Raw genomic sequence first — 26,613 nt, forward strand, 5'->3', positions numbered from 1 at the left:
CGCAGCCCTTTCGCGACGCAAGGCCGCTCCTACAAACGGCCACTCAGCGGCTCAGGGGCAACGCCACGCCAATCACGGCGAACAAAGTCCCGCAGCAGCGATTGAACCCTTTGCCGCCTTTGGCCAGCCAGGGCCGAATGCGAAACGCCAGCCGTGCCAGCAGGTACTCGACCACAAACTCCACGCTGGCAAAGGTCGCCGCCATCACCACGAACTGCAGCAACAGCCCCCGTTGGGGGTCGAGGAACTGCGGCAGGAACGCGCCATAGAACAACAGCACCTTGGGGTTGGCCATGGCCGACAGCAGCCCCTGACGGAACAGGCTCGCATTGCTCAAGCGCGGGGTTCGCTGGGTCACTTCCAGGTGCAGCGCCGGGCTGCGCCACAGCTGCACACCCAGCCAGACCAAGTAGGCGCCACCCACCCACTTGAGGATGCCAAGCACCGATGCAGAGGTTTGCAGCAACGCACTGAGGCCGAACATCGCCAGGGCGATCAGGGCGCTGAAGCCGAATACCCCGCCAACTATGGTGAACAGGGTGCGGCGCGCGCCATACAGTGCACCGTGGGTCAAGGCCAGCAAACTGTTAGGGCCTGGGGTCAGCGACAGGCCAATGCTGGCCAGCAGGTAGATAAGCCAAGTGTCGAGTGCCATGGGCAATGCCTTGTAGGTTCACAGGGCGCCAGTCTAGGCTACGACGACGTTTTTAGAGGGTATTATCTGGACATTATATGGTTCAATCCGGACGCCCTGCGATGCCCCCTGATATCCGCCTGCTGATCGTGCCGCTGCCAGAATTCGCCTTGCTGCCGTTCGGGGCGTTTCTCGACAAGCTCCGCTTCAGCGCCGATGACGAAGACTACAGCCGTCAGCGCTACTGCAGCTGGACCCTGGCAGGACTGACCCGCGAGCCGGTGCCCGCCAGCAGTGGCGTGGTGGTGCAGGTAGAGGCCATCGCCGAACAGCTCGACCTGCAGCAGTACGATTACCTGGTGCTGTTTGGCGGCCGCAACGCCATGGCCACCGCCGAGCTGGCACCGTCTTACAAGGGCTTGCTGAAACGGGCCGCCAAGGCTGGCGTCAAGCTGGTGGGTGTCGATAACGCGGCGTTTCTACTGGCCGCGTGCGGCCTGCTGGAGGGGCACGACGTGGTGGTCCACTGGCGGCATGAGGCCGAGTTCCGTACCGCGTTCCCTCATCTGAAGGTCCTGCGTGATCAGCTTTATTGCATTCAAGGCGGGCGCGTCACCTGTGCTGGGGGGACGGCGGCCGTCGACCTGGCCGTGGAGCTGTTGTCACGCGCCTGTGGGCGAGCCCGAGCGCTGAAGGGCCTGGCCGACATGCTGGTAGACGAAACGCGCGATAGCCGCCACGCCTTGCGCTCGCTGGAGCTGGAGCTGGGGGCGGGGCAGGGGCGGCAGGTTCAGCGCGCATTGGCGTTGATGCGCCATCACCTGGGTTCACCGTTGTCGGTCGAGCACCTGGCGGCAGAGCTGTGCATCAGCCGTCGGCAGCTCGATCGACAGTTCCTGGCCAGCCAGGGCATGAGCGCCAAGGCCTGGTGGCTGGAAATGCGCTTGCAGCAGGCGCGCTGGCGGTTGCTCAATTCCAGCCACAGCCTGGCGCAGATTGCCGATGAAGTCGGGTTGGGCGATGCCAGCCACCTGGGCAAGTGCGTGCGGCGGCGGTTTGGCTGTACGGCGTTGCAACTGCGCAGCGGGGCGGCTGCTGGCTGAGGCCGCCCAGGCTGTTTAAGTGCTTATTGCGGGGTACCGAACAAGGCCGTCCAGTAGATCCCGGCATCACTCTTCGGGTCCACCGCATAGGCGGCCCCCAACTCGCGCAAATCAGGGTTCATCAACGTAGCGCAATGCCCAGGGCTGGCCAGCCAGCCGTCGACCACCTTGTGCGCGCTGTCGCGGCCGGCAGCGATGTTCTCGCCGACCTGCTGATACAGGTAACCGGCCAGCTCCGCCCGATCGCCGGGGGTACGGCCGTCCTTGTCGATGTGGTCGAAGAAGTTCTGGTTGGCCATGGCCCGGGTGTGGTCGGCGGCCACGCCGGCCAAGGTGGTATTCCAGGTCAGCGCCGGTGCGCCAGCAAAGGGCTGGCCGCCGCACTGGCGCGGCAACTTGCGCGCAGCGTTGATTTCCTGCAGCACCTTCTGCCCCTCGGCTTGCCAGTCACCGAGGCGCCCGCTGAGCAACGGGCGGGCGAGGACGATGCGCCAGTCGCGGCCTTCCTGGCTGACGCCGATATCGACGAACTGCGGGTCGAGCACCACTTGGCAGAAACTTTCTTCGATGGCATGCATGGCTGCTTGTGCATCACGCGGGCCCGAGAGGCTGATCGCCTGCACGTTGACCATCGGGTAGGCAGCGCGGGTCATGGCCTGCTGCAAGTCGCGGGTGCCCTCGGGGGACAATGCCAGGCGGGTGTCGCTGTTGAGGGGGGGAAGCTCCAGCGACGCTTCGCCACCGCAAGGCTGGGCCTTGCTGCGGTAGGCATTGATCGAATCGATCAGTTGCCCCTCTTCGCCAGTCACGGCGAAGGCCCCGGTCGAGATGACCAGGCCCAGCGACAAGGCGGCAACAGATGACAGGACGCGCATGTGAATCTCCCTATGACTGGCAGCGTCGTGGTAAGCGCTGCTCATCCTACACAAGCCCAGGGTTTTTGGCCCGGTATCGTGTAAAGCAATGAAAACGCCGGCAATCGTTGCAGGCGGCAAAAGAGGGAGTAGACCACTGGTCGCCCCAAAAGTGCGATCACTTGGTAATCATTCGTAATTTCGGCTAGAAACAAGACTCAATCGCTCTTAGCTTCACTGTGCCAGGAAGGCCCCATCCCCTATCGAGGCGCCTTGCATGGCACGATCCCGTCAGTATCAATCGACCTTTCTCGCTGTCTGCTGTTCCGTCGCCGTTACCGCACAGGCGGCTGACGGCGTTATCCAGCTGGACGCCACCGCCATCAATGCCGAGTCCGCCAAGCTCAAGGGCGAGCCCCCGGAGCCCTTTGCCGGGGGGCAGGTTGCGCGGGGCGGGCAGATGGGCGTGTTGGGCAACCAGGATATGATGGATGTGCCGTTCACCATGACCAGCTACACCTCGCAGTTGATCGAAGACCAGCAAGCCGAGGACATCGGCGATGTACTGCTCAATGACCCGTCGGTGCGCCAGTCGTTCGGTTTCGGCAACCAGTCGCAGGTCTTCGTCATCCGGGGTTTGCCGCTCAACGGGGATGATGTGGCATTCAATGGCCTGTATGGCGTGCTGCCCAGGCAGATGATCAGTACCGATGCCGTGGAGCGGGTCGAGCTGCTGAAGGGGCCGAACGCCTTTCTCAACGGCGCCAGCCCCACGGGTACTGGCCTGGGCGGTAACGTCAACCTGCAGCCCAAGCGTGCCGGCGATACGCCGACCCGCCGCTACACCCAGGACATCAGCAGCGATGGCCGCCTGGGTGAGCACCTAGACCTCGGCCAGCGCTTTGGTGAGGACAATCGCTTTGGCGTGCGCCTGAACCTGTCGCAACGTGAAGGCGAAACCGCAGTCGACGACCAGGACCAACGCAGCAAGCTGTTCATCGTCGGCCTCGACTACCGTGGCGACAAGCTGCGCCTGTCTACCGACATCGGCTATCAGAAACAGCGGGTCAACCATATGCGCAACTCGGTGCGCCTGGGGGCTGGCCTGAGCGATATCCCCCGGGCGCCGGATGCCGACCATAATTATGGCCAGGACTGGGCCTGGACCGAGACCGAAGACACCTTCGGCATGGTCCGCGGCGATTACGACTTCAACGACAACTGGAGCGGTTACCTGGCGGGTGGCGTCAAGCACACCCACGAAAACGGTTTTTATGGCACGCCGGTCCTCACTGACGCCGCCAGCGGTGCTGCCACCATCGGCGGTTCGGAAATCCCCCATAACGAAGACAACACCACCTTCATGGGCGGCATCAACGGCCGCTTGCAGACCGGCCCGGTCAGCCACCAGGTGAACCTCGGCGCTGCCAGCATCTGGACCCAGCAAGAAAACGCGTTCGTCTTCTACAATTCGCAGGCCACCAACCTCTACAACACCGACCCGTTGCCCAAGCCCACCACCCCCACCTTCACCGGTGGCAAGCTGGACGACCCCGGGGTCACCGGCAAGACGCGCAACCGCAGCCTTGCCGTGTCCGACACGCTGGGCCTGTTCGACGATACCTTGCTGGTCACCGTCGGCGTGCGGCGCCAGCAGTTGCGCGTCGAAGGCTATGCCTATGACGGCGAGGGGCCGGACCTTGGCCGCAACGCCTTCTACGATGAGTCGGTCACCACGCCTGTCTACGGCATTGTCTACAAGGTAAACCCGTCGATCTCGCTGTACGCCAATCGCATCGAAGGGCTCGCGCAAGGGGCGACTGCATCGGGCCAGGTGATCAATGCCGGGGAGGTGTTCCCGCCGGCCAAGACCAAGCAGGTCGAGGCCGGGGTCAAGCTCGACTACCAGACCTTCGGTGCCAACCTGGCGCTGTTCCGTATCGAGCGGCCCACCGACGGTTTTGTTCAGGGCGATGTATTCGTCCAGGATGGCGAGCAGGTCAACAAGGGCGTCGAACTGAGTGTGTTCGGCGAGCCGGTGCAGGGGCTGCGCTTGATGGCCGGCGGAACGCGCATGGACACCGAGCTGAAAAACACCCAGGGCGGGGCCGATGACGGCAACCATGCGGTCGGGGTGCCGACCTTCCAGTTGAACGCCAGCGTCGATTGGGACGTGCCTGGCTTGCAGGGCGTGGCGCTCAACGCCCGTATGCTACGTACCGGGGGGCAGTACGCCAACCCGGCCAACACCCTCAGCCTGCCGACCTGGAACCGCTTCGATGTGGGCGCACGCTACCGCTTCAAGGTGCAGCAAAAGGAGGTCACCCTGCGCATGAACGTGGAAAACCTCACCGACAAGCACTATTGGGCTTCCGCCAACGGCGGCTACCTGACCCAGGGCGACCCGCGCCTGGTCAAGTTCTCTGGCTCGATTGACTTCTGACAGCGCCGCTCAACGGGCGAGCGCCTGATGAGGCTTGTAGAACAGAAAGTGCGTGGTCTCGGCCGTCCTGCGGTAGGCCTTGGCCCACTGCGGGTGCACATTGCGGTCGTGAAAGTACAGCGCCCCGCCGGTGGGGTCCTTGAGCTGCTGGTTCAGCGCCTTGCGCGCGATCTCTTTGGCGATGTCGTAGCGTTGCGCCTCTTCAACCTGATCGGAGCGCCCGTCGCACCACCAGGAAAACTGGCAGGCCTTGGTCTCCACGCCCTGCTTGACGACACCGCAGATGGTGTCTGGGAAGCCATCGTGGCCCAGGCGGTTGAGCACCACGCTGGCCACTGCGGTCATGTCCTTGGCATCGGCACCCTTGGCTTCCCAGTAGATGGTACGGGCCAGACAGGTGATGCTGTCGTCCAGCGGCGACTTGCCGGCCGGGTCGACGGCCTTCACCTCGCCCGGGGTGATGGTCTCGGCCTTTTTCGGTGGTGGGGCATCCTCCACCACCTTTTCCTCAAGCACTTCGGCCTTGTCTTCGGCGACGGCGGCCTTGGCCGTGTCAACTGCGTGCACTGGGCCTGCAAGCAGGGCGCTAGTCAAACCGATCAGCATCCACGAAAGGCGCATGGCCGAGCTTCCGAACTGTGGGTTGAATCACAGTCTAGCCAAGCGTAAGCATTAGCACCAAAGGAAGGGTTGCGGCAGCGGCCACGGTCTGCAGGGCGATGATGGTGGCCATCAGCGGGGCGTTGCCGCCCATCTGCCTGGCCATCACATAGGAAGAGGATGCGGTAGGCAGCGCCTGGAACAGCACGGCCACCACTGCCGCCTGGCCACTCAGGCCAAGGATGCGGCACAGGCCCCAGGTGGTCAGTGGCATCACCAGAAACTTGAATGCCGAGGCTGCCATCAACGGGCGCACCTGTTGGCCGACGCGGGCGCCCCCCAGGGCCGCGCCCACGCACAGCAGGCCTAGGGGCAGGGCGGCCTGGCCGAGGGCCTTGACGGTGGGCTCAAGCCCTGCGGGCAAGCCAAGCCCGGTGACCCGCAGCAGCAGGCCGCCGGTACAGCCAACGATCAGCGGGTTGGCGAAAATCGCACGCAACACCGTGGCCGGTGAGCTGTGGCGGGCGCTGAAACGGGCGAACACCAGGACGCACAGCAGGTTGACCAAGGGCACGATGGCGGCATTGGCCACCGCCGCCAGGGCGATGCCGGCACTGCCATAGATCCCAGCGGCCAGGGTAGCGCCGATGTAGTTGTTGAAGCGTACGCCACCTTGGAATACCGAGGTGAAATCGGCGCCGTCATGGTTGACCGCACCTTGGTAGAGCACCAACAGCAGGGCGCCGAGCAGGGTCGAGAGCATCAGCACACCGACCATGCCCAGCACCGGCACCCCGTCGAGGTTGGCAGTGGCCAGGCCGTGGAGGAACAGCGACGGCAGCAGCACGTAATAGCTCAGGCGTTCAGCACCGGGCCAGAAGGTGTCGGCAAGAAAACCGCGAACACGCAGAAAGGTGCCCAATGCGATCAGCAGGATGATCGGTAACAGCGTGGTCAGCAGCAGGTGGAGCATGGTCGGCCTTCCGTAGTCGGGTATCGCTAAAGCCTACGGGGACGCTTTGGTTTGGAAAAACGTTGTTTTCTTCAGTGACCGTTGAGAATAAATGCACGGTCTGCTTGGGTCAGGCCTCCAGTGCCGTCTTCAATACGGCGCTCAAGTGGCGCCGCTGACTTTTTTCATGTTCCAGCAGCACCACCCGCCGCGTCAGTTGCGGCTCGCCAAAGGGCAGGCAGGTGGCCGCTGGTAAGCGTTGCAGGTCTTCGTCGGCCATCGGGATGATCGCCACCCCCAGGCCCATCACCGCCATGCGTGCCAGGGCTTCTTGGCTGTCCAGCTCCATCTGTTCGCTCACTTGCAGGTGCTGGCGGCGCAGCTCCTGTTCGATCTGTCGCCCGGCCCAGGCGCGCTTGTCAAAGCGCAAAAACGGTTGGCTGGCCAACAGCGCTGGCAGGCTCTGGCCCGCCAGTTCAGGGCTGGCGATGGCCCAGAAGCGGTCAGCGAACAAGGGTGTGAAGACCAGGCACTGGGGGTAGGGGCTGATTGGCTCGGTGGTGATCGCCGCATCGAGTTCGCCGTCTTCGACGCGCCGCGCCAGTTCCGCCGACATGCCTGAAGCGACGCTGATATGCAGCTGCGGGTGATGGGTCTTGATCCACAGCAGCGCCTTGGGCAGGCGCCGGGCCAGCACGGTGTGGATCGCCCCTAGGCGCAAGCGGCCGCGCAAGCTCGGGCCACTGGCCAAGGCGTCGGCCAATTCGTCATAGGCGCCGAGGATGCCCTCGGCGCGCGCTACTGCCAGCTGGCCGGCTTCGGTCAGCACCACCTGGCGCCGGCTGCGATCGAACAGGCTGACCTGCAGCTCGTCTTCGAGGCTCTTGATGTGCAGGCTCACGGCTGAAGGGGTGAGGCTGAGCAGATCGGCCGCTCGGGCAAAGGTGCCGTGGCGAGCGATGGTCACCAAGGTGCGCAGGGCTTTGAGGGACACGCTGAAAGGCTCCAAGGCTGAGCGGATGGTAGCGCATTGTCAGCGCCGGCCCGGCTGCCGGCAAGCCGGCAGATGCCGAGATCAGCGTTTGACTTGCCCATACGCCTGACTGATGCGGTCAATCACCATGGCCAAGGCCACGATCGCCAGCCCCGCTTCAACGCCCTGGCCGACGTTGAGGGTCTGAATGCCGGCCAGTACATCCTCACCCAGGCCGCGCGCGCCGATCATCGAAGCCACTACCACCATCGACAACGCCATCATGACTGACTGGTTGAGGCCGGCCATGATGCTCGGCAGGGCCAACGGCAGGGCAATGCGCTGCAGCCGCTGCCAGCGGCTGGCGCCCAAACCGTGTGCGGCTTGCAGCAACGACGGGTCGATCTGCCGCAAGCCCAGGTCGGTCAGCCGCACCAGTGGCGGCAAGGCGTAGATCAGGGTGGCGAACACTGCCGGTACCTTGCCCAGGCCAAACAGCATGAGCACCGGGATCAGGTAGACGAAGGCGGGGAGTGTCTGCATCACATCCAGCACCGGCATCAACAACCGCCGAGCCAGCGGGCGTGACGCCAGCAGGATGCCCAGCGGCACCCCGACCAGTACGCACAGGCCGGTGCTGACCAGCACCAGGGCCAAGGTCTGCAGCAGCTTGTCCCACAGCCCGAGCACGCCGATCAAGGCCAGCAGGGTAACCATCGCCACGCTGCGCAGTACGCTGCGGCTGGCATGCCAGGCGAGCAGCCCGACCAGCAGCAAGAGTGCCCACCAGGGCAGCAGGCGCAGCAGGTTCTCCAGGCTTACCAACAGTTGCAGCAGCTGGTCCGAGACGCTGCGCAGGTGATCGCCGTAGTTCAGCACCAGCCAGTCGACCAGCTGGTTGACGCGTTCGGCGAAGGAAAATTGCAGCGCTTCGGGAAAGCCGCCACTCATAGGCTGCCCTCGACCTTGGCGGCGACCTCTGCCGGCAACCAGGCTTTCCAGACGTCTGGGTTGTCACGCAGGAAGGTGAGGGCAGCCTTGTTCGGTGGTGTGCGTTTTTCGCTCATCTCGGCCAGGGCGCGGTTGAGCCGATCGATCGGCAGGTCGACCTTTTCGAACACGGCCACTAAATCCGGGTAACCCTCGTGGAACGCCTTGGACACGCCAATCGACAATTTGGCCGGCAGTGACTGGCTGCCTTGCGGGTTGGGGTTGCTGGCATCTGTCAGGGTGGCCCAGGCCTGGGCATTGAAGGGCGGTTCTTGCAGGCGTATCAGTTTGTAGCGCCCCATCAATGGGGTCGGGTTCCAGTAGTAGAACAACACCGGTTGACCGCGCCGGATCGCGGAGCCGATTTCGGCATCCAGCGCCGCACCGGAGCCACTGCGAAAGTTGCTATAGCTGTCGTTGAGCCCGTAGGCCTTGAGCTTCTGGCTGTTGACCGTTTCGGAGGTCCAGCCGCTGGGGCTGTTGAGGAAGCGCCCTTTGGCCGGCGACTCGGGGTCGCGGAACACCTGTGGGTAGCGCTTGAGGTCATCGACACTGCGCAGGTCCGGCGCCAGGGCCTTGAGGTTGCGCGAAGGGTCGCCTTCGATCACGTAAGCCGGCACCCACCAGCCTTCCTCGGCGTGCTTGACGGTATCGCCCAGAGCGAACACTTGCCCGGCCTGTTCGGCCTTGACCCAGGCGGGGCTGCGCCCGGCCCACTCCTCGGCGATCACCTGCAGGTCGTTGCGGGCCAACGCCACTTCCATGCTCACGGTGCTGCCGGGCAGGGTGTCGGTGGGGTAGCCATACCCACGCTCGACGATCAGCCGCAGTATTTCGGTGGTCAGGGCGCCGCTTTCCCAGCCAATGGCGCCAAAGTGAATGGGCGTGGTGCGCTCCGCTGAGGCGGCGCTGTCGGTGCTGGCCAGGCCGGCGGCGAGCAGCAGGCTGGCCAGCAACGTTGGAATTTTTTTCATCGGGGCCTCGTGGGTTGTCATTCCAGTTGCCGCGAAAGTGTAGTCGAAGGTACTTGTAGCCGAAGTTGCTGCGGCCCCTGCTGCACCAGCAGGAACCGCTTCTGTCTAGGCGCGTTGGATACAGGTTGCAAGGCTATGCACCTGTGCCCGCGGCCGCTGGGCACGTAGCGCTGACAGGAGTACGCAATGGGTTTCAATCTGGATTTCGTGTATTACCGCAACTTCACGTTCGATGGGAAGTTTCATGTGCGTTGTACAGGGGACGACCTGCACAAGGTCAAGTCCATCCAGTATCTACTTGAGCGCGAGGTCCCCGAAGGTGTGGTTCAGCTGGATGGCGTTAACGTGCTTTCACAGGTTCACAGTGGCACGGTCGCCAATCATGGATGCCCTGCCACCCTCAGTTGCGAGGTGCTGGCAGGTACCTACAGGATCACCCCGCTGGTCACGCTGATCGACAGCGAAGTCATCAAGCAGGACCTGGACGCTGATGCAGACGCTACCTTGCGTGAGGGGCCATTGCTGATCGAGGTCAGTGAAGGTGAACTGACCCGGCGCATTCTTGATACGGTGCCGCTGTCGTCGTCCGGCACCCGGCGAAGGCGGGCCGCGCAGGAGGGCGCAACGCTCCCGCCTCTGCCTGAAGGGCAGCGTTACCCCGCGCTGATTCTGGTGTTCAGTGAAGGGGGGCATGCGCGTTTCATGGCTGATGTGCAAGCTGATGCCAGCTCGTCATTGGCCCATGATTGGCCCGGCCTTCAGAAAATCATTGACCTGCAGCCGTTTCTGGAACCTCACGAGCGTGAGGATGAGCACTTGCAGGTACTCGCCAACCACTACTGGGTCGAGCAGCCGCAGGGCATGCCCAACGCAACCTTCAGCGCCCTGGTCCAAAGCCTGAATGGGCTTGAATACGTCGAAGACAGCGCGCTGCTCCCCCCGCAACTCGAACCGGGCAATCTGCTGGCCTTCGCTGCTGCCGCTGTCATCGCGACGCTGCTGACTGGCGGTGCCTACGCCGCTGGCACCAATGCCAATGAGCAAGCGCAGCCCACACCCGACTTTGAAGCGCTGCAGCGCTACCTGAACGAGCCAGACAGCAGCGCCAAAGGCTTGAATATCCGCAACGCATGGCAGGCGGGAGTGCAGGGCAGAGGGGTACGCGTGCATTTCTCCGACGGTGGGCTCTATGCCAATCACGAAGACTTGCGTGGTAACCCCAGGCTCAAAGTCATCCCGCCAACAGTCGATTCGGAGCCTGACCACGGCACGGCTTCGGTGGGGGTGTTGCTGGCACATGACAATGGGTTGGGCATGACTGGTATTTGCCATGCCGCGGAGTTGTTCCTGTATGACAACCGTGCCTACGATGCACGTGGGTATTCCCAGACACTGAAAAAGCTGCTGGCTTATGCAAGGGCTGGCGATATCGTTGGCGTCAACCGCCAGACAGCCAATGTGAATGTCCTGGGGACCTTCCTGCCTTCTTTGCATGACAGGACCTGGTGGGATGTCACCCGGTCGCTGACCGAGCGAGGCGTCGTGGTGCTCAATGCGGCGTGCAATGGTACCAGCGTGTCCGATCACAACGCCCGTACCACTCAAGGTTACGGCGTCGACCTGGAGCAGTGGCGTTACTTCGACGACCATGGTGAGGCCGATGCAATTCTGGTGGGCGCCTGCCATTCCTGGGATGGCAAACCGCATCAGTACTCCAATTACAACTACCGCTACCGCATGCTCAATGGCTGGGGGGATAGCGTCGCAACGCTAGGGTATGGGGCACTGCAGGACAAGAACGGGCACGATCGCGACTACACCAGCACCTATGGGGGTACCTCCAGTGCCACGCCGATGGTGACCGGTGCCCTGGCCTTGATCCAGTCGTATGCCATCGAGCAGCACCACCTGTACCTGAACGCCGACCAGATGCACCTGCTGGTGATGCAATCGGGGTATAAGGACGCCACGTTGCCAGACGCAAGCAGGCTACCCATGGGCGCCCGGCCGAATGTGCTGGGCGCCTTGGTGTTGCTCGATCAAATCCTCCAGGCCGGTCGGTTTCACCTGCCGGACGATGGTTTCTGCGGCGACGAGTGCGCGCCACAGGCCTAGACCCGGAACTGATCCATCAATGCCTGCTGCTGGTTGGCCAGGCTATTGAGCGACTGGCTGACCCGTGCCGATTCGTTGGCCTGCCCTGACAGCGACTCGGTCACATCACGAATGGTCGCGACGTTGCTGTTGATCTCCTCGGCCACTGCGCTTTGCTCTTCGGCGGCCGAGGCGATCTGCAGGTTCATGTCGGTGATCACCGTCACTGCCTGGCCGATGCGCTGCAGCGCGGTGACGGCCTGGCCGACCTGTTCCACGCCACCCTGGGCCTGGCGGTGGCTGTTGTCCATGGCGCCGACCACTTCGCGGGTACCGGCTTGCAGGGCTTCGATCACCTGGCGGGTTTCTTCCACCGATTCCTGGGTGCGTCGGGCCAGGTTGCGCACTTCATCGGCGACTACGGCAAAACCACGGCCTGCCTCGCCGGCGCGGGCAGCTTCGATCGCGGCGTTGAGCGCCAGCAGGTTGGTCTGTTCGGCAATCGAACGGATCACTTCCAGCACCGAACCGATCTTCTCGCTGTTCTGTGCCAGGCCTTCGACTTCGGCCATGGCGTTGTTCATGTCGGCAGCCAGGGCGTCGATGCTGTGGGTGGTGCGGTCGATCACGGCCAGGCCTTCACGGGTGGCCTGGTCGGCTTCACGGGCCGCCTGCGCAGCCTGGGCGGCGCTGCGGGCAACGTCCTGGGCGGTGGCGCTCATCTCGTGCGAGGCAGTCGCCACCTGGTCGACCTGGCGGTACTGCTGCTCCATGCCGGCGCTGGTTTCGCTGGCGATGGCCGAGGACTGGTCGGCGGTGCCTCGGGCGGCCTGTACCGATTGTTTGACCTCGGCAATGATCGGCTGCAGCTTGTCGAGGAAGCGGTTGAACCATCCCGCCAGCTCGCCCAGTTCGTCGTGCTTCTGGTAGGTCAGGCGACGGGTCAGGTCACCTTCGCCGCTGGCGATGTCCTTGAGCATCGCTGCCACACCGAGAATCGGCCGGGTAACACCGCGGGCCATCAACCACACCAGCAGCAGGCCGGCGATCGCAGCGGCCAGGCCCAGGCCCAGCTCCAGCAGGGTGCCGCTGGTGTTCAGTGCGTCCAGTTCCTGCTTCAGCGTTTCGGCAGGCCCGGTCAGCGCGTTTTCCGGTACATCCAGCAGCACGCCCCAGGGCTGGGCGCCGGGGATCGGCTCGAAGGCAGCAAGCACCTTGAGGCGCTGCTGGTCATGCAGGATGCTCAACTTGCCTTCGGCCAGCTTGCGCACCAGTTCGGCACCCTTGGCCGTGTCGACCTGGTCGAAGCGCTGGGCCAGCTTGCCGGCATCGGCGCTGTAGCCGGCCAGCAGGCCCACCGGGCTGAGGATGCCGACGGTGGTGCGGCCTTCATAGAGGCTGCGGCTGGCATTCTGGGTCAAGGCCTGCAGGCTGTTGAGGTTGATGTCGATGGACAGGGTGGCGATCACCTTGCCGTTGACTGCCAGGGGGAAGACGATGCTGGTCATCAGCACCCGCTGGCCATCGATGTCATAGAAGTAGGGCTCCACCACGCAGACCTTGCCAGTGCTGCGCGGGCACACCCACCAGGTGTTGGCGGGCTGGCCGCTGGGGCCGATCTCGGTGTTGGCCATGTCCTGTTCGGGCAGGGCCATGGCCGTCAGTTGGCCGGCACGCGGTTGCGACCAGTACAGCGCGAAACGCCCGGTTTCGTTGCTGCCCAGCTCGGGCTTGGCGGTGAACAGGTTGTCCTTGTTGTCCAGGGCGTTGGGCTCGAACACCAGCGACAAACCGAGCAGGTCAGGGTTGGCCTGCAGCGCGGCACGTACCTGGCGCGTCATGTCCTCGCGCAGGTCGTAGGCATCGAGAAAGCGCTTTTCAGCCTGCTCGCGCAGGAACAGTACCTGGCGGGCGAAGCCGGCGCCGTACTGGTAGGCGTCCATAAACTGACGGCGAATGTTCAAGGCCTGCACTTCACCTTGCGACTCGATGCGCCCCTGGGCCGCCTCGGTGAGCATCTGCATGCTGCTTGCCTTGACCAGGTCTGAACTGTGGTCCATGCGGTACAGCGAGAGGCCGACGAGCAGGGTGACGATACCGGCCAGGCAGAGACCGGCAAGCAGGGTGATCTTCCACTGGATGGAAAGTTGTCGCAAAGGCATGGGGCGAATCCCTTGTAATAGTGCTGGCTGACGACTGTGTCGGCCGTGGCGATTTTTTCTTTATTCAAACGTTCAATTTAAACTCGAAGGGGCTGGGTAATGCGCCGACACGTGGCGCTTTTGACATCTGCCGCCCACTGCTTCAGAGTGCCCGCTTTTTTGTCCGCAGCTACGAGGAAAGCCAAACCATGAATGCAGTGATCGCCGCAGTCGGCATCATGCTGATACTCAGCCTGTCGCGCGTGCACGTGGTCATCGCCCTGATCATCGGCGCGCTGGTCGGTGGCCTGGTCGGCGGGCTGGGCATCGAGGGGACGCTCAAGGCCTTCAACGGCGGCCTGGGCGGGGGGGCCACGGTGGCGTTGTCGTATGCGCTACTGGGTGCCTTTGCGGTAGCCATCGCCAAGTCCGGGCTGGCGCATGCCCTGGCTGACCGTGCCTTGTCCATGATCGATCGCCAGGGGCATGCCAATGGTGGCAAGGTCAAGTGGCTGCTGATCGGCCTGATGCTGGTAGTGGCGGTGTCATCGCAGAACATCCTGCCCATCCACATCGCCTTCATCCCGCTGCTAGTGCCGCCGCTGCTGTATGTGCTGACGCGCTTGCGCATCGACCGCCGGCTGGTCGCCTGCGTGATCACCTTTGGCCTGATCACGCCCTACATGTTCCTGCCGGTGGGCTTTGGCAACATCTTCCTCAACGAAATCCTGCTGGCCAACGTCGCCCGGGCCGGGGTCGATGTGAGTGGCGTCAACGTCACCCATGCCATGGCCATTCCGGCGGCTGGCATGCTCGCCGGCCTGCTGCTGGCGGTGTTGTTCAGTTACCGCAAGAAGCGCGATTACGACCTGGCGCGTATCGAGCAGGTCGAGCAGGTGAGTGTGCAATACAACCCGTTGACCCTGATGGTCGCGGGCCTGGCGATCGCCGCAGCGTTCATTGTTCAGCTGTGGCTGAACTCGATGATCATCGGCGCCATGGTCGGGTTCCTGATCTTCTCGCTGTCTGGCATCGTGCGCTGGAAAGACACCGACGACCTGTTCACCGAAGGCATGAAGATGATGGCCATGATCGGCTTCATCATGATTGCCGCCTCGGGCTTTGCCGATGTGATGAAGGCCACCGGCGAGGTCAACAGCCTGGTCCAGGCGTCAGCGCAGTGGATCGACCACAGCAAGGGCGTCGGCGCTTTGCTGATGCTGCTGGTGGGCCTGCTGGTGACCATGGGCATCGGCTCGTCGTTCTCCACCGTGCCCATCCTGGCGGCGATCTTCGTGCCACTGTGCGTGCAGCTGGGCTTCGACCCACTGGCCACGGTGTGTATTGTCGGCACCGCGGGGGCGTTGGGGGATGCTGGTTCGCCAGCGTCGGACTCGACCCTGGGGCCGACCTCGGGCTTGAATGTGGATGGCCAGCATCACCATATCTGGGACACCGTGGTGCCGACCTTCCTTCATTACAACCTGCCGCTGTTGGCCTTCGGCTGGTTGGCGGCGATGACGCTGTAAGGCGTTAGCCCTTGCCGGGCGGCGGCGAAATGCGGTTGAGGACGGTGCTGCCGTCCTTGCTGCGGGTGAGGTACACCGGCAGTACCTTGGGCAGGTTGTTGACCAGGCGCCCGACTTCACGGGTGTTGTAGATGCCGCTGATGCGGATCCGGCCGGTGCTGGCATCAGCCAGCAGCAGCGGGGCGTCGAGGTAGCGGTTGATCACCGGCAACGCCTGCTCCAGGCTCAGGTTGTCGAGCACCAGCTTGCCACTGCGCCAGGCCAGGGTATTGCCGTAATCGTCGCTCTGCTCCAGTTGTGGCTCGAAATCACCTTTGTGATAGCTGGCCTGCATCCCAGGGCCGAGGCGGTAACCGCCCGCGCTGCCGTCACTGGTGACCAGCACCGAGCCTTCCACCAGCGTGACCTTGACCTGGTCCTGGTACTTCCACACGTTGAACTGGGTGCCGGTGACGCGGGTCTGGCCGCGGCCTGCGCGGACGATGAACGGGTGTGCACTGTCGTGCTGCACCTTGAAAAACGCCTCGCCGCGCTTGAGGGTGACCTGACGTTGGTCTTTGTAGTTGAGGTAGGTCAGCTCGGTGTTGAGGTTGAGTTCCACCGTGCTGCCGTCGCTCAGCTCCACCGTCTGCATCCGGTTGCTGGCTTCAACGTGCTGGTAGTGGTTCGGCAGCCAGCCTTGTTCCCAGCCTAGCCAGCCGGCCAAGGGCAGCACCGCCAGGGCAATGGCCGCGGCCGAGGCCAGCGGGCGCCAGTTGCGTACCCGCGGTGCTTGGCGTGCAGGCGGGTTGAAATCGACCACGGTGGCGTTGCGTGGCAGCAGGTCGGCGGTTTGCCAGATCTCCAGCATCGCGTGGTATTCCTCGGCGTGCCGTGGGTCGGCCGCCAGCCAGCGGGCGAACGCCTCACGCTCGGCCGCAGTGCAATCTTCGGCGTGCAGGCGCATGCACCAATGCGCGGCGGCGTCGGTGATGGCATCGTCTGAGCTGGGATTGAGGCGGTCGTGGTTCATTGCGGCTCCGGGTTTTGCGCATTCTACCCTTGCTAAGGGGTCCCGAGAACCGAGGTAATGGCGAATGACTATCAGTTGTGACGGTTTTTCGTCGGATTTGCAATGGAATTTCAGCGTTTGAGAACCCTTCGCGGGCAATGCCAGGGGGCGCTGCGCACCCCCTGGGCCGATCAGAACTGCGCTTCTGTCATGCCATAAAGGCTGGCGCTGCCCGCCCGGATGCTTGCCTCCAGCCCAAGACTGCGCGGCAGGATGCGCTGAAAGAAGAACGCCGCACAGGCCAGCTTCGCTCCATGGAAAGCGGGGTCTTGTTCATGCTTGGCCTGCGCCACGGCTGCCATGCGCGCCCACATGTAGGCATAGGCGGTTAGGCCGAACAGGTGCAGGTACTCCACGGCCACGCTGCTGACCAGGTTGGCGTCTTCACCGGCCTGGGCCCGCAGCCACGCACTGGTCGCCTCCAGGCGCGCAACGCTGGCCTGTAGAGCTTCGCGATGCAGCGGCGCGGCAACGCTAAACGCGCGCACTTCGGCGGTGAAGCTGGCCAGGGCCTGGCCACCATCGGCCAGTACCTTGCGCCCGAGCAGGTCGAGGGCCTGGATGCCGTTGGTGCCTTCGTAGATCTGCGCGATGCGCACGTCGCGCACACGCTGTTCCTGGCCCCATTCGCGGATGTAGCCATGGCCCCCGTACACCTGCTGGCCGAGCACGCAGCTTTCCAGGCCATTGTCGGTGAAAAAGGCCTTGGCCACCGGCGTGAGCAGCGCCACCAGGCGTTGGGCATGTTCACGCTCGCCTGTGTCTTCGGCATAACGGGCCAGGTCCAGTTGTTGCCCCACGTAGGCCGCGAATGCCCGGCCGCCCTCGGTGAGGGTGCGCATGGTCAGCAGCATACGCCGCACATCGCCATGCTGGATGATCGGGTCGGCCACCTTGCCCCGTGCCTGCGGGCCGCTGGCGGCGCGGCTCTGCAGGCGTTCGCTGGCGTAGCGCGCAGCGCTCTGGTACGACGCTTCGGCGCAGCCGATACCCTGGATGCCGATGGACAACCGCTCGTAGTTCATCATGGTGAACATGGCCGCCAGGCCCTTGTTCGCTTCGCCCACCAGGTAGCCCGTGGCGCCATCGAAGTTCATCACGCAGGTGGCCGAGGCCTTGATGCCCATTTTGTGCTCGACCGAGCCGCAATGCGCGGCGTTGCGCTCACCCAGGCTGCGATCGGCATTGACCTGGTACTTGGGCACCAGGAACAGCGAGATACCTTTGGCGCCAGTGGGGGCATCCGGCAGCTTGGCCAGCACCAGGTGGACGATATTCTCGGTCAGGTCCTGCTCGCCACCGGTGATGAATATCTTGCTGCCCGTGATGCGATAACTGCCATCGGCCTGTGGCTCGGCGCGGGTGCGGATCAACCCCAGGTCGGTGCCGGCCTGGGGCTCGGTCAGGCACATGGTGCCGGCCCAGCGGCCTTCGTAGAGCGGTGGCAGGTAGATGGCCTTGAGCGTCTCGCTGGCGTGGGCATCGATCGCCAGGCAACTGCCGGCGCTCAAGGCGGAATACAGGCTGAAGCTGCAGTCGGCGGCGTAGAGCATCTCTTCAAACAGCACGCCAAGCATCTTCGGCATGCCCATGCCGCCATGCTCGGGGTTGCCCCCCAAGCCGACCCAGCCGCCTTCCCGGTAGATGCGCCAGGCTTCGCGGAAACCGTCCGGGGTGCTCACCCGGCCGGCCTCGAAGTGCACGCCTTGTTCGTCACCGTTGCGGCTGAGCGGGGCGATCAGTTGGCCGGTGACCTTGGCCGCTTCTTCGAGGATGGCATCGGCGGTGTCGGCGTCGATGCGCTCGGCCAGGGCGGGCAGGCGTGCCCACAGGGCAGGGGCGTTGAAAACGTCACGCAGGATAAAGCGCATGTCGCGCAGGGGGGCGATGTAGTCGGTCATCAGCGGCTCGGTAGGTGTAGAAGCAACGGGTGTGGTGCTGGCCTCGGCGGCGGATTGCCGACGACGAGGCCAATGAACGGTCAGAGGGCTTTGGCCCGGTCGCGCAGGAGGTACTTCTGGATCTTGCCGGTGGAGGTCTTCGGCAGTTCGCCGAAGATCACCGTCTTGGGCACCTTGAAGCCGGCCAGGTGCTCCCGGCACCAACTGCTGATGTCGGCTTCGCGGGTGTCTTCCCGGCCAGGCTTGAGGGCAACGAAGGCGCACGGCGTCTCGCCCCATTTCTCGTCGGGGCGTGCCACCACGGCGGCTTCAAGCACCGCCGGGTGCTTGTACAGGGCGTCCTCGACCTCGATGGTAGAGATGTTCTCGCCACCGGAGATGATGATGTCCTTGAGCCGATCCTTGATCTCGACATAGCCATCGGCGTGCCACACGGCCAGGTCCCCAGTATGGAACCAGCCACCGCGGAAGGCTTCGGCCGTGGCTTCGGGGTTTTTCAGGTAGCCCTTCATCACTGTGTTGCCACGCATGAAGATCTCGCCCAGGGTGTTACCGTCACGCGGTACCGGCGCGAGGGTTTGCGGGTCGGCGACCATCAGGCCGTCGAGGGTCGGGTAGCGCACGCCCTGGCGCGACTTGATGCGCGCACGTTCCTCGAGCGGCAACCCGTCCCACGCTTCATGCCAGGCGCATACCGTCACTGGCCCGTATACCTCGGTCAGGCCGTAGGTGTGGGTCACCTGAATGCCCATTTCTTCCACTGCACCAATCACCTTGGCCGGTGGCGCGGCACCTGCGACCATCGCCTGCACCGGGTGCTCGATGGCAGCCTTGGCGGCCTCAGGCATGTTGACCAGGGCGTTGAGTACGATGGGTGCGCCGCACAGGTGCGTGACCCGATGTTCGCGGATCAGGGTGAGGATCTTCTGCGGGTCGACCCGGCGCAGGAATACGTGGGTGCCTGCCAGGGCGGTGATGGTCCAGGGGTAGCACCAGCCGTTGCAGTGGAACATCGGCAGGGTCCACAGGTACACCGGGCGGTGGCCCATGGCCCAGGTCATCTGGTTGCCCAGGGCATTGAGGTAAGCGCCGCGATGGTGATAGACCACGCCCTTGGGGTTGCCGGTGGTGCCGGAGGTGTAGTTGAGCGAAATGGCCTGCCATTCGTCATCGGGCCATTCCCAGGCGAAGTCCGGGTCACCCTCGGCCAGCAGGGCCTCGTAATCCAGCTCGCTGACCGCGCGGCCTTCGCCGTACTCCGGGTCATCGACATCGACCACCAGGGGCGGGTGTTCGAGCAAGGCGAGGGCGGCTTCGATGACCGAGTGGAATTCGCGGTCGGTGATCAGCACCTTGGCCTCGCCGTGTTGCAGCATGAAGGCGATGGCTTCGGCGTCCAGGCGAACGTTGAGGGTGTTGAGCACTGCACCGGTCATGGGGATGCCGAAGTGCGCTTCGAGCATGGCCGGGGTGTTTGGCAGCATGACCGCTACCGTGTCGCCACGCCCGACGCCACGGCCGGCCAGTGCGCTGGCCAGGCGCCGGCAGCGTTGGTAGGTTTCCTGCCAGGTGCGGCGGATGGCGCCATGGATGACAGCCGGGTAGTTGCCATACACGGCTGCGGTGCGTTCGATGAAGCTCAGTGGGGTGAGGGCGACGTGGTTGACGGCAGCGGGCATCAGGCCCTGGGCATAGATCGACATGCGGTAATCCTGTAGGGGAGGCAGGCGCAGCCTGTGCGCTTGGCCCCCGGTGGCTGATTGTTAGCTCTGTTCAGGGTGTGGGAAGGCGTACGGTTGGCCGCAATTCCCCTGTCGCAGTTTTACGCGAGTAGCTATGGTAGATGGAATATCGACTATAGCAATATAGTAAAACTACTATAACAACGAGCCTCACATCGTGGACAAGACCCGCTCTCCCTTGCTCGCCAAAGACCCCCAGCCCAGCCTGCTGCTGGCCGCCGATGCCAGGCCGCTGGCCTGCAACCCGGCCTTGCAGGCCTGGGTTGATGAAGGCCCTGCGCTGGCCTGCTGGCTGCCGGCCAACTGCGCCGCACTGGTGCGCGCCTGCCTGCGACAGCACCGGGCAATTGCCGATGTGCAAGTAGAAGTGGGCGAGCGCATCGTGCTGTGGACGTTCATCCCCGACGACCAAGGCCAGCAGGTGCTCGGCCGCTGCCGTGACGCCAGCGCCGAGCGCCAGGGAGCGCGCGAAGCCAGCCGCGCCCGGCGCCTGTACCGCTTGATCATCGAGAACACCACCGACCTGATTTCCCGGCACAGCCCCGATGGCCGTTTTCTTGATGCCTCACCGGCGGCGTTCCGCCTGTTGGGCCTGTGGCCAGAGCAACTGCGAGGCATGGCCGTACGGACCTTGCTGCACCCGCGCGAGCGCCGCCAGGTGCTGGCTCAGGCGGCCGCCGCCCTGGACCAGGACGGTTATCACACCATGACCTGCCGGGTGCGCCAGGCCGCTGGCGGCTACCGCTGGTTCGAGATCGCCAGCCGCGCCATCCGCGAAACCTATACCGGGGCCGTGGTGGAGATCGTCAGTGTCTCGCGTGATATCACCTTGCGCATCGAGGCCCAGGAGAACCTGGCGCACAGTGCCCGGCTCGCCACCCTCGGCGAGTTGGCCTCGGGCATCGCCCACGAGATCAATCAACCGTTGGCGGCGGTGGTCAACTATGCCAATGCCAGTCAGCGTTACCTGCAGGGCCTGGAGCGCGACCCGCAGGCACGCGTGCGGGTCGGGCAGGGGCTGCAACGCATCACTGAGCAGGCGACCCACGCCGCGCAAGTGATCCGCAGGCTACGGGCGTTTCTGCGTAAAGGGCCGCGGCGGCTACAGGCACTGGACATGCTGGATGTCGTCAACGAGGCCATGCGCCTGTGTGCCTGGGAGGCGGCCCGTGACCAGGTCAGCATCGAGCTGCGCGTGAGCGCGCAATTGCCGGCGGTGTATGCCGATCGGGTATTGCTTGAGCAGGTGCTGCTGAACCTGCTGCGCAACGCCATTGATGCCAACCGCGAGCAGCATGGCGAACGCCCGTCACGTATCCTCCTGGCCGCCGTGCGCGAGGGTGATGGGGTGTTGGTGGAGGTGGCCGACCAAGGGCCAGGGGTTGCGGCCGAACGCCTGGAAGACATTTTTACCCCGTTCACCACCAGCAAGGCCGATGGTCTGGGGCTGGGCTTGAGCATGAGCCGCAGCCTTGTCGAAGGGTTTGGCGGCAGTGTGTGGGCACGTGCGGGCGAGCAGGGCGGTTTGGTAGTGTGCTGCCGCCTGGCGGTGAGCAGGGGCTAAGAGGAGGTCAGGGTGCAAGCGAAAGTGTATGTGGTCGACGACGACCAGGGCATGCGTGATTCCACGGTCTGGCTGTTGCAGTCGGTGGGGCTTGAGGCCCTGTCGTTTGCCAGTGGTCAGGCGTTTCTGGACGCGTGCCGGGATGATGGGCCCGCCTGTGTGCTGCTGGATGTGCGGATGCCGGGGCTGGGTGGGCTGGCGGTGCAGCAGCTGATGAGGGAGCGGGGCCTGGACTTACCGGTGATCTTCGTCAGCGGCCATGCCGATGTGCCGATCGTGGTGCGGGCATTCAAGGCCGGTGCCTGCGACTTCATCGAGAAGCCGTACAGTGACCAGTTGCTGCTCGACAGTGTGCAGGAAGCGCTTGAGCGCGCCGGCCGCGCGCGTCAGGGCAACCAGGCGCTGGCCCAGGTGCAGGCGCGCATCGATGGCCTGACACCGCGCGAGCGCGATGTGTTCGTGCCGCTGGCCCAAGGCCTGAGCAACCGCGAGATCGCCGTGCAGTTGGGGGTTAGCGTGAAGACCGTGGACTTGTACCGGGGGCGGGTGATGAAGCGGCTGCAGGCCGGCAGCCTGGCCGAGCTGGTGGGCATGGCGATTGCCTGTGGCGCGGTGCCGGCGTTGGCGTAGCAGCGCAACCACATCAGCAAGTCATGAGCGTCAAATCATGAAGTTTTGCATAGCAGCCTAATCAAAGCTTTGACATTCACTGCCTAGGCAGTAACATTTCCACACAATTACCCACGGCAGATCCTATGGCGCATTTTTCTCCCGAGAATTTCCAGACCTGTGCCATTGGCATGCTGTTGGGCCGCGCGGCGATCCTCAAGGACCGCATTCTTGACTGGCACCTTGAATCCGAGGGCGTCACCGCCGCGCAGTTCAAAGTGTTGATCATCGTCACCCAGTACCAGGTCGACACCCCGGCCGAGCTGTGCCGCTACCTGGGCCTGGACAGTGGTTCGATGACCCGCATGCTTGATCGCCTCGAACAGAAGGGCCTGATCGTACGCAACCGCTGCGCTGACGATCGCCGCCAGGTGCGCCTGGCCCTGACCGACGATGGCCAGCGCCTGGCTGATCGGCTGCCAGAGATCGGTGCGGCGGCGATGAACGAGTTGTGCGGCGTGCTGCAACCTGAAGAACTCAAGACCCTCGAGGGCTTGCTGGCCAAGGTGCTGCTCAGCGCTGGCGACCCTCTGACGATCCGCCGCTTCGGCGATCGTTGATCCCTGTTACGCATTTTCCAAGGTATTGTCATGGCTACTCCCACAGACACCACACCCCCCGCCGACGCGCCCGAGCCGTCGCGCAAACGCAAGGCCTGGCTGCTCGGCCTGCTGCTGCTGTTGATTGTTGGCGGCATCGGCGCCTGGGCCTGGTACTCCCTGGTCGGGCGTTGGCACGAGAGCACCGATGACGCCTACGTCAACGGCAACGTGGTAGAGATCACCCCGCTGGTGACCGGTACCGTCACCAGCATTGGTGCCGATGACGGCGACCTGGTGCATGCCGGCCAGGTGTTGCTGCAGTTCGACCCGGCCGACAGCGAGGTGGCGCTGCAGTCCGCTGAAGCCAAGCTGGCGCGCACGGTGCGCCAGGTGCGTGGCCTGTACAGCAACGTGGATGCGCTCAAGGCCCAGTTGCAGACACGCCAGGCCGAGTTGCAGAAGGCCCAGGACAACTACAACCGGCGCAAGGTGCTGGCCGACAGCGGGGCGATTGCGGCGGAAGAAATCTCCCACGCTCGCGACGACCTGAGCGTCGCTCAGAGCGCCCTCACCAGCGCCCGCCAACAGCTCAATACCAGCACCGCGCTGGTCGATGACACCGTGGTGTCCTCGCACCCCGAAGTCATGGCGGCCGCGGCCGACCTGCGCCAGGCCTACCTGGACAATGCCCGCACCACCTTGGTGGCGCCGGTGACCGGTTATGTCGCCAAGCGCACCGTGCAGCTGGGGCAGCGCCTGCAACCTGGCACCGCGACCATGGCGGTGATCCCCCTGGACCAGGTGTGGATCGATGCCAACTTCAAGGAAACCCAGCTGCGCGACATGCGCATCGGTCAGCCGGTGGAAATCAGCGCCGACCTGTACGGCAGCGAGGTCAAGTACAGCGGCACGGTGGACAGCCTCGGTGCAGGTACGGGCAGCGCCTTCGCGCTGCTGCCGGCGCAAAATGCCACCGGCAACTGGATCAAGATCGTGCAGCGGGTACCGGTGCGTATTCACTTGAGCCCTGATCAGCTCAAGGACCATCCGCTGCGGATCGGCCTGTCCACGGTGGTCGAGGTCGACCTGCACGACCAGAGCGGCCCGACCCTGGCCCAGCAACCCCCGCAACAGGCCAGCTACACCACCCAGGTGTATGACCGCCAGTTGGTCGAAGCCGACCACCTGATTGCCCGGCTGATTCACGACAACAGCGCATCCGGCAAGACGGCGCAGCGATGAGCAACCAGGCCGCCGCCCAGTTCACCCCGCCGAGCCTGTTGCTGACCACCATCGGCCTGTCGTTGGCGACGTTCATGCAGGTGCTCGACACCACCATCGCCAACGTGGCCTTGCCGACCATCTCCGGCAACCTGGGGGTGAGCTACGAGCAGGGCACATGGGTGATCACCTCGTTCGCGGTGAGCAACGCGATCGCCTTGCCGCTGACGGGCTGGCTGAGCCGGCGCTTTGGTGAGGTGAAGCTGTTCATCTGGGCCACGTTACTGTTCGTGCTGGCATCGTTCCTGTGCGGGATCGCCCAGTCGATGCCGGAGCTGGTGGGCTTTCGTGTGCTGCAAGGGGTGGTGGCGGGGCCGTTGTACCCGATGACCCAGACCTTGCTGATTGCCGTGTACCCCCCGGCCAAGCGGGGCATGGCCCTGGCACTGCTGGCGATGGTCACGGTGGTGGCGCCGATTGCCGGGCCGATACTGGGGGGCTGGATCACCGACAGTTACAGCTGGCCATGGATCTTCTTCATCAACGTCCCCATCGGCCTGTTCGCCGCCGCCGTGGTACGCCAACAGATGCGCACGCGGCCGGTTGTGACCAGCCGTCAGCCGATGGACTACATCGGCCTGCTGACGCTGATCGTCGGTGTCGGCGCGTTGCAGGTGGTGCTCGACAAGGGCAATGACCTGGACTGGTTCGAGTCGTCGTTCATCATCATCGGCAGCCTGATTTCGGTGGTGTTCCTGGCGGTGTTCGTGATCTGGGAACTGACCGACCGGCACCCGGTGGTGAACCTGCGGTTGTTCGTGCACCGCAACTTCCGGGTCGGCACCATCGTCTTGGTCGGGGGATATGCGGGGTTCTTCGGTATCAACCTGATCCTGCCGCAGTGGCTGCAGACGCAGATGGGCTATACGGCTACCTGGGCGGGGCTGGCGGTGGCACCCATCGGGCTGTTGCCGGTGATCATGTCGCCCTTTGTCGGCAAGTACGCGCACCGGTTCGACTTGCGCCTGTTGGCAGGGTTGGCGTTTCTGGCCATTGGGACCAGTTGCTTCATGCGTGCCGGGTTTACCAGTGAGGTGGACTTCCAGCATGTGGCGTTGGTGCAGTTGTTCATGGGGATTGGCGTTGCGCTGTTCTTCATGCCGACGTTGAGCATTCTGCTTTCGGACCTGCCGCCGCATCAGATTGCCGATGGCTCGGGGCTGGCGACGTTCCTGCGTACGCTGGGGGGGAGTTTTGCGGCGTCGTTGACGACCTGGATCTGGATTCGCCGGGCTGATCAGCATCATGCCTACTTGAGCGAGAACATCAGCCAGTTTGACCCGGCGACTCGGCATACGCTCGAGCAGCTTGGGGGGGCTAGCCCGCAGAATTATGCGCAGTTGGAGCAGATTCTGAATGCGCAGGCTTACATGATGTCGACGGTGGACTACTTCATGATGATGACGTGGGTGTTTGCTGGGTTGATCTTGCTGGTGTGGTTTGCGCGGCCGCCGTTTACGGCCAAGGCTGGGCCGGCTTCGGCTGGGCATTGATTGGTTGGTCGGTGATATTGGTCGGTGATATTGATCGGTTGGTATTGATATCTGGCAACGTCCATTTGCGAGGGTGACGCTTAGTCACCTTTCCGCTCTTACAGCGGGTCACTTTTTGGCAAACGCCCCAAAAAGTAACCAAAAAGGGCTGCGCTCCATCATACGGCCCCTACGCTGCGCTTCGGGGTCCCCTCGCTCCTGAGTCGCTGAAGATCAAGATCAAGAGCCAGATCAAGAACGCGGGTGATAGCACGCTTTGCAGGGCGACTGTCATTCCCTTGAGTTGGTATTTCCCCTATTGTCCAAGCTCCACTTTCAAACACATTGGCAGACCCATGGAGAATGTCATCGTCATCACTGGCGCCAGTCGAGGTATCGGCGCGGCCACCGCGCTGCTGGCAGCACAGCAGGGTTATCGCATCTGCATCAACTATCACGCCGACAACCAGGCCGCCGAGCATATCCTCAGCCAGGTGCGGGCATTGGGCGCCGAGGCGATTGCCGTGCGCGCCGACGCCAGCGTCGAGGATGAGGTCATCCAGCTGTTTCAGCGCGTCGACCAGGAACTCGGTCCTGTCACTGCGCTGGTCAACAATGCTGGCACCATCGGCCAGCAAAGCCGCGTCGAGGAGATGTCCGAGTTTCGCCTGCTCAAGGTGATGAAGACCAACGTCGTCGGCCCCATGCTCTGCGCCAAACATGCCCTGCTGCGCATGGCACGCCGGCATGGCGGGCAGGGCGGGGCTATCGTCAACGTCTCTTCGGTGGCCGCTCGCCTGGGCTCGCCCAACGAGTATGTCGATTACGCCGCCTCCAAGGGCGCACTGGACACCTTCACCCTTGGCTTGGCCAAGGAAGTGGCGGGGGACGGTGTGCGAGTCAATGGCGTGCGCCCAGGCTACATACACACCGGCTTCCATGCGCTTTCCGGCGACCCCGACCGCGTCGCCAAACTCGAACCCGGTTTGCCCATGGGCCGTGGTGGCCGGCCTGAAGAAGTCGCCGAGGCGATCATCTGGTTGCTCTCGGACAAAGCGTCCTATTCCACCGGCAGCTTCGTCGACCTGGGCGGCGGGCGCTGAG

Annotated in this window: 21 protein-coding genes and 1 pseudogene; 10 read left to right on the forward strand and 12 right to left on the reverse strand. The window is 64.0% G+C overall.

What is annotated here, in order from left to right; translation table 11 throughout:
• Positions 1–43: 43 nt before the first annotated feature.
• Positions 44–655, reverse strand: coding sequence for a LysE family translocator (locus PC358_RS03015; RefSeq protein ID WP_033697429.1), 612 nt, complete (start codon positions 653–655; stop codon positions 44–46).
• Between the two features lie 101 nt (positions 656–756).
• On the opposite strand from PC358_RS03015, the gene PC358_RS03020 reads away from it, so the two are divergent.
• A complete protein-coding gene (locus PC358_RS03020; RefSeq protein ID WP_033697430.1) occupies positions 757–1,737 on the forward strand; it encodes a GlxA family transcriptional regulator in 981 nt (326 codons plus the stop codon).
• A gap of 23 nt (positions 1,738–1,760) precedes the next feature.
• Here PC358_RS03020 and PC358_RS03025 read toward each other — a convergent pair whose 3' ends face one another.
• Complete coding sequence (locus PC358_RS03025; protein ID WP_033697431.1) at positions 1,761–2,612, reverse strand: CAP domain-containing protein; 852 nt, start codon at positions 2,610–2,612, stop codon at positions 1,761–1,763.
• A 256-nt stretch (positions 2,613–2,868) separates the two neighbouring features.
• Between PC358_RS03025 and PC358_RS03030 the strand changes: the two genes are divergently transcribed.
• Positions 2,869–5,034, forward strand: coding sequence for a TonB-dependent receptor (locus PC358_RS03030; RefSeq protein WP_033697433.1), 2,166 nt, complete (start codon positions 2,869–2,871; stop codon positions 5,032–5,034).
• Positions 5,035–5,043: 9 nt separating this feature from the next.
• Here PC358_RS03030 and PC358_RS03035 read toward each other — a convergent pair whose 3' ends face one another.
• The 5 genes from PC358_RS03035 to PC358_RS03055 form a co-directional block, all read right to left on the reverse strand.
• Positions 5,044–5,655, reverse strand: a complete 612-nt coding sequence (locus PC358_RS03035) for a cell wall hydrolase (RefSeq protein WP_033697434.1) — start codon at positions 5,653–5,655, stop codon at positions 5,044–5,046.
• Between the two features lie 34 nt (positions 5,656–5,689).
• Positions 5,690–6,607 (reverse strand): AEC family transporter, encoded by a 918-nt coding sequence (locus PC358_RS03040; RefSeq protein WP_033697436.1) that lies wholly within the window; start codon positions 6,605–6,607, stop codon positions 5,690–5,692.
• A 109-nt stretch (positions 6,608–6,716) separates the two neighbouring features.
• Positions 6,717–7,580 carry a LysR family transcriptional regulator gene (locus PC358_RS03045; RefSeq protein ID WP_033697437.1) on the reverse strand — a complete coding sequence of 288 codons (864 nt, stop codon included), beginning with the start codon at positions 7,578–7,580 and terminating at the stop codon, positions 6,717–6,719.
• An 81-nt stretch (positions 7,581–7,661) separates the two neighbouring features.
• The gene (locus PC358_RS03050) at positions 7,662–8,510 is read right to left on the reverse strand and encodes an ABC transporter permease (RefSeq protein ID WP_033697438.1); all 849 of its coding nucleotides are present in this window, start codon (positions 8,508–8,510) and stop codon (positions 7,662–7,664) included.
• On the reverse strand, positions 8,507–9,523 hold the full coding sequence (locus tag PC358_RS03055; protein ID WP_033697439.1) for an ABC transporter substrate-binding protein: 1,017 nt from the start codon (positions 9,521–9,523) through the stop codon (positions 8,507–8,509). Before PC358_RS03055 ends, PC358_RS03050 begins: the two co-directional genes overlap by 4 nt.
• 186 nt (positions 9,524–9,709) lie before the next feature.
• Here PC358_RS03055 and PC358_RS03060 point away from each other — a divergent pair, with 186 nt between their 5' ends.
• The gene (locus PC358_RS03060; RefSeq protein ID WP_033697440.1) at positions 9,710–11,638 is read left to right on the forward strand and encodes a S8 family serine peptidase; all 1,929 of its coding nucleotides are present in this window, start codon (positions 9,710–9,712) and stop codon (positions 11,636–11,638) included.
• Here PC358_RS03060 and PC358_RS28360 read toward each other — a convergent pair.
• Complete coding sequence (locus tag PC358_RS28360) at positions 11,635–12,390, reverse strand: methyl-accepting chemotaxis protein (RefSeq protein ID WP_371097434.1); 756 nt, start codon at positions 12,388–12,390, stop codon at positions 11,635–11,637. The genes PC358_RS03060 and PC358_RS28360 overlap by 4 nt on opposite strands.
• A 102-nt stretch (positions 12,391–12,492) precedes the next feature.
• Positions 12,493–13,779: pseudogene (locus PC358_RS28365) on the reverse strand (methyl-accepting chemotaxis protein); the annotation flags it as partial.
• Positions 13,780–13,967: 188 nt separating this feature from the next.
• Between PC358_RS28365 and PC358_RS03070 the strand changes: the two are divergent.
• Positions 13,968–15,287 (forward strand): Na+/H+ antiporter family protein, encoded by a 1,320-nt coding sequence (locus PC358_RS03070; RefSeq protein ID WP_033700005.1) that lies wholly within the window; start codon positions 13,968–13,970, stop codon positions 15,285–15,287.
• A gap of 4 nt (positions 15,288–15,291) precedes the next feature.
• Here the strand turns inward: PC358_RS03070 and PC358_RS03075 are convergent, their stop codons facing one another.
• The 3 genes from PC358_RS03075 to PC358_RS03085 form a co-directional block, all read right to left on the reverse strand.
• Positions 15,292–16,299 carry a FecR family protein gene (locus PC358_RS03075; RefSeq protein WP_033697443.1) on the reverse strand — a complete coding sequence of 336 codons (1,008 nt, stop codon included), beginning with the start codon at positions 16,297–16,299 and terminating at the stop codon, positions 15,292–15,294.
• Between the two features lie 170 nt (positions 16,300–16,469).
• Positions 16,470–18,239, reverse strand: coding sequence for an acyl-CoA dehydrogenase C-terminal domain-containing protein (locus tag PC358_RS03080; protein WP_033697444.1), 1,770 nt, complete (start codon positions 18,237–18,239; stop codon positions 16,470–16,472).
• Positions 18,240–18,319: 80 nt separating this feature from the next.
• Positions 18,320–19,942 (reverse strand): acyl-CoA synthetase, encoded by a 1,623-nt coding sequence (locus PC358_RS03085; RefSeq protein ID WP_033697445.1) that lies wholly within the window; start codon positions 19,940–19,942, stop codon positions 18,320–18,322.
• 196 nt (positions 19,943–20,138) lie between these two features.
• Between PC358_RS03085 and PC358_RS03090 the strand changes: the two genes are divergently transcribed.
• The 6 genes from PC358_RS03090 to PC358_RS03115 all read left to right on the forward strand — a co-directional run bounded on the left by PC358_RS03090 (position 20,139) and on the right by PC358_RS03115 (position 26,612).
• Positions 20,139–21,545, forward strand: a complete 1,407-nt coding sequence (locus PC358_RS03090; protein ID WP_033697447.1) for a sensor histidine kinase — start codon at positions 20,139–20,141, stop codon at positions 21,543–21,545.
• Positions 21,546–21,557: 12 nt separating this feature from the next.
• Positions 21,558–22,175, forward strand: coding sequence for a response regulator transcription factor (locus tag PC358_RS03095; RefSeq protein ID WP_033697449.1), 618 nt, complete (start codon positions 21,558–21,560; stop codon positions 22,173–22,175).
• A gap of 125 nt (positions 22,176–22,300) precedes the next feature.
• Positions 22,301–22,774 (forward strand): MarR family winged helix-turn-helix transcriptional regulator, encoded by a 474-nt coding sequence (locus PC358_RS03100; protein WP_033697451.1) that lies wholly within the window; start codon positions 22,301–22,303, stop codon positions 22,772–22,774.
• Between the two features lie 30 nt (positions 22,775–22,804).
• A complete protein-coding gene (locus PC358_RS03105) occupies positions 22,805–23,998 on the forward strand; it encodes an HlyD/EmrA/EmrK family protein (protein WP_033697453.1) in 1,194 nt (397 codons plus the stop codon).
• Positions 23,995–25,530 carry a DHA2 family efflux MFS transporter permease subunit gene (locus tag PC358_RS03110; RefSeq protein WP_033697455.1) on the forward strand — a complete coding sequence of 512 codons (1,536 nt, stop codon included), beginning with the start codon at positions 23,995–23,997 and terminating at the stop codon, positions 25,528–25,530. Before PC358_RS03105 ends, PC358_RS03110 begins: the two co-directional genes overlap by 4 nt.
• Positions 25,531–25,865: 335 nt before the next feature.
• Positions 25,866–26,612 (forward strand): SDR family oxidoreductase, encoded by a 747-nt coding sequence (locus PC358_RS03115; protein WP_033697456.1) that lies wholly within the window; start codon positions 25,866–25,868, stop codon positions 26,610–26,612.
• Position 26,613: the final 1 nt, after the last annotated feature.

Source organism: Pseudomonas capeferrum (assembly GCF_000731675.1).
Classification (GTDB): domain Bacteria; phylum Pseudomonadota; class Gammaproteobacteria; order Pseudomonadales; family Pseudomonadaceae; genus Aquipseudomonas; species Aquipseudomonas capeferrum.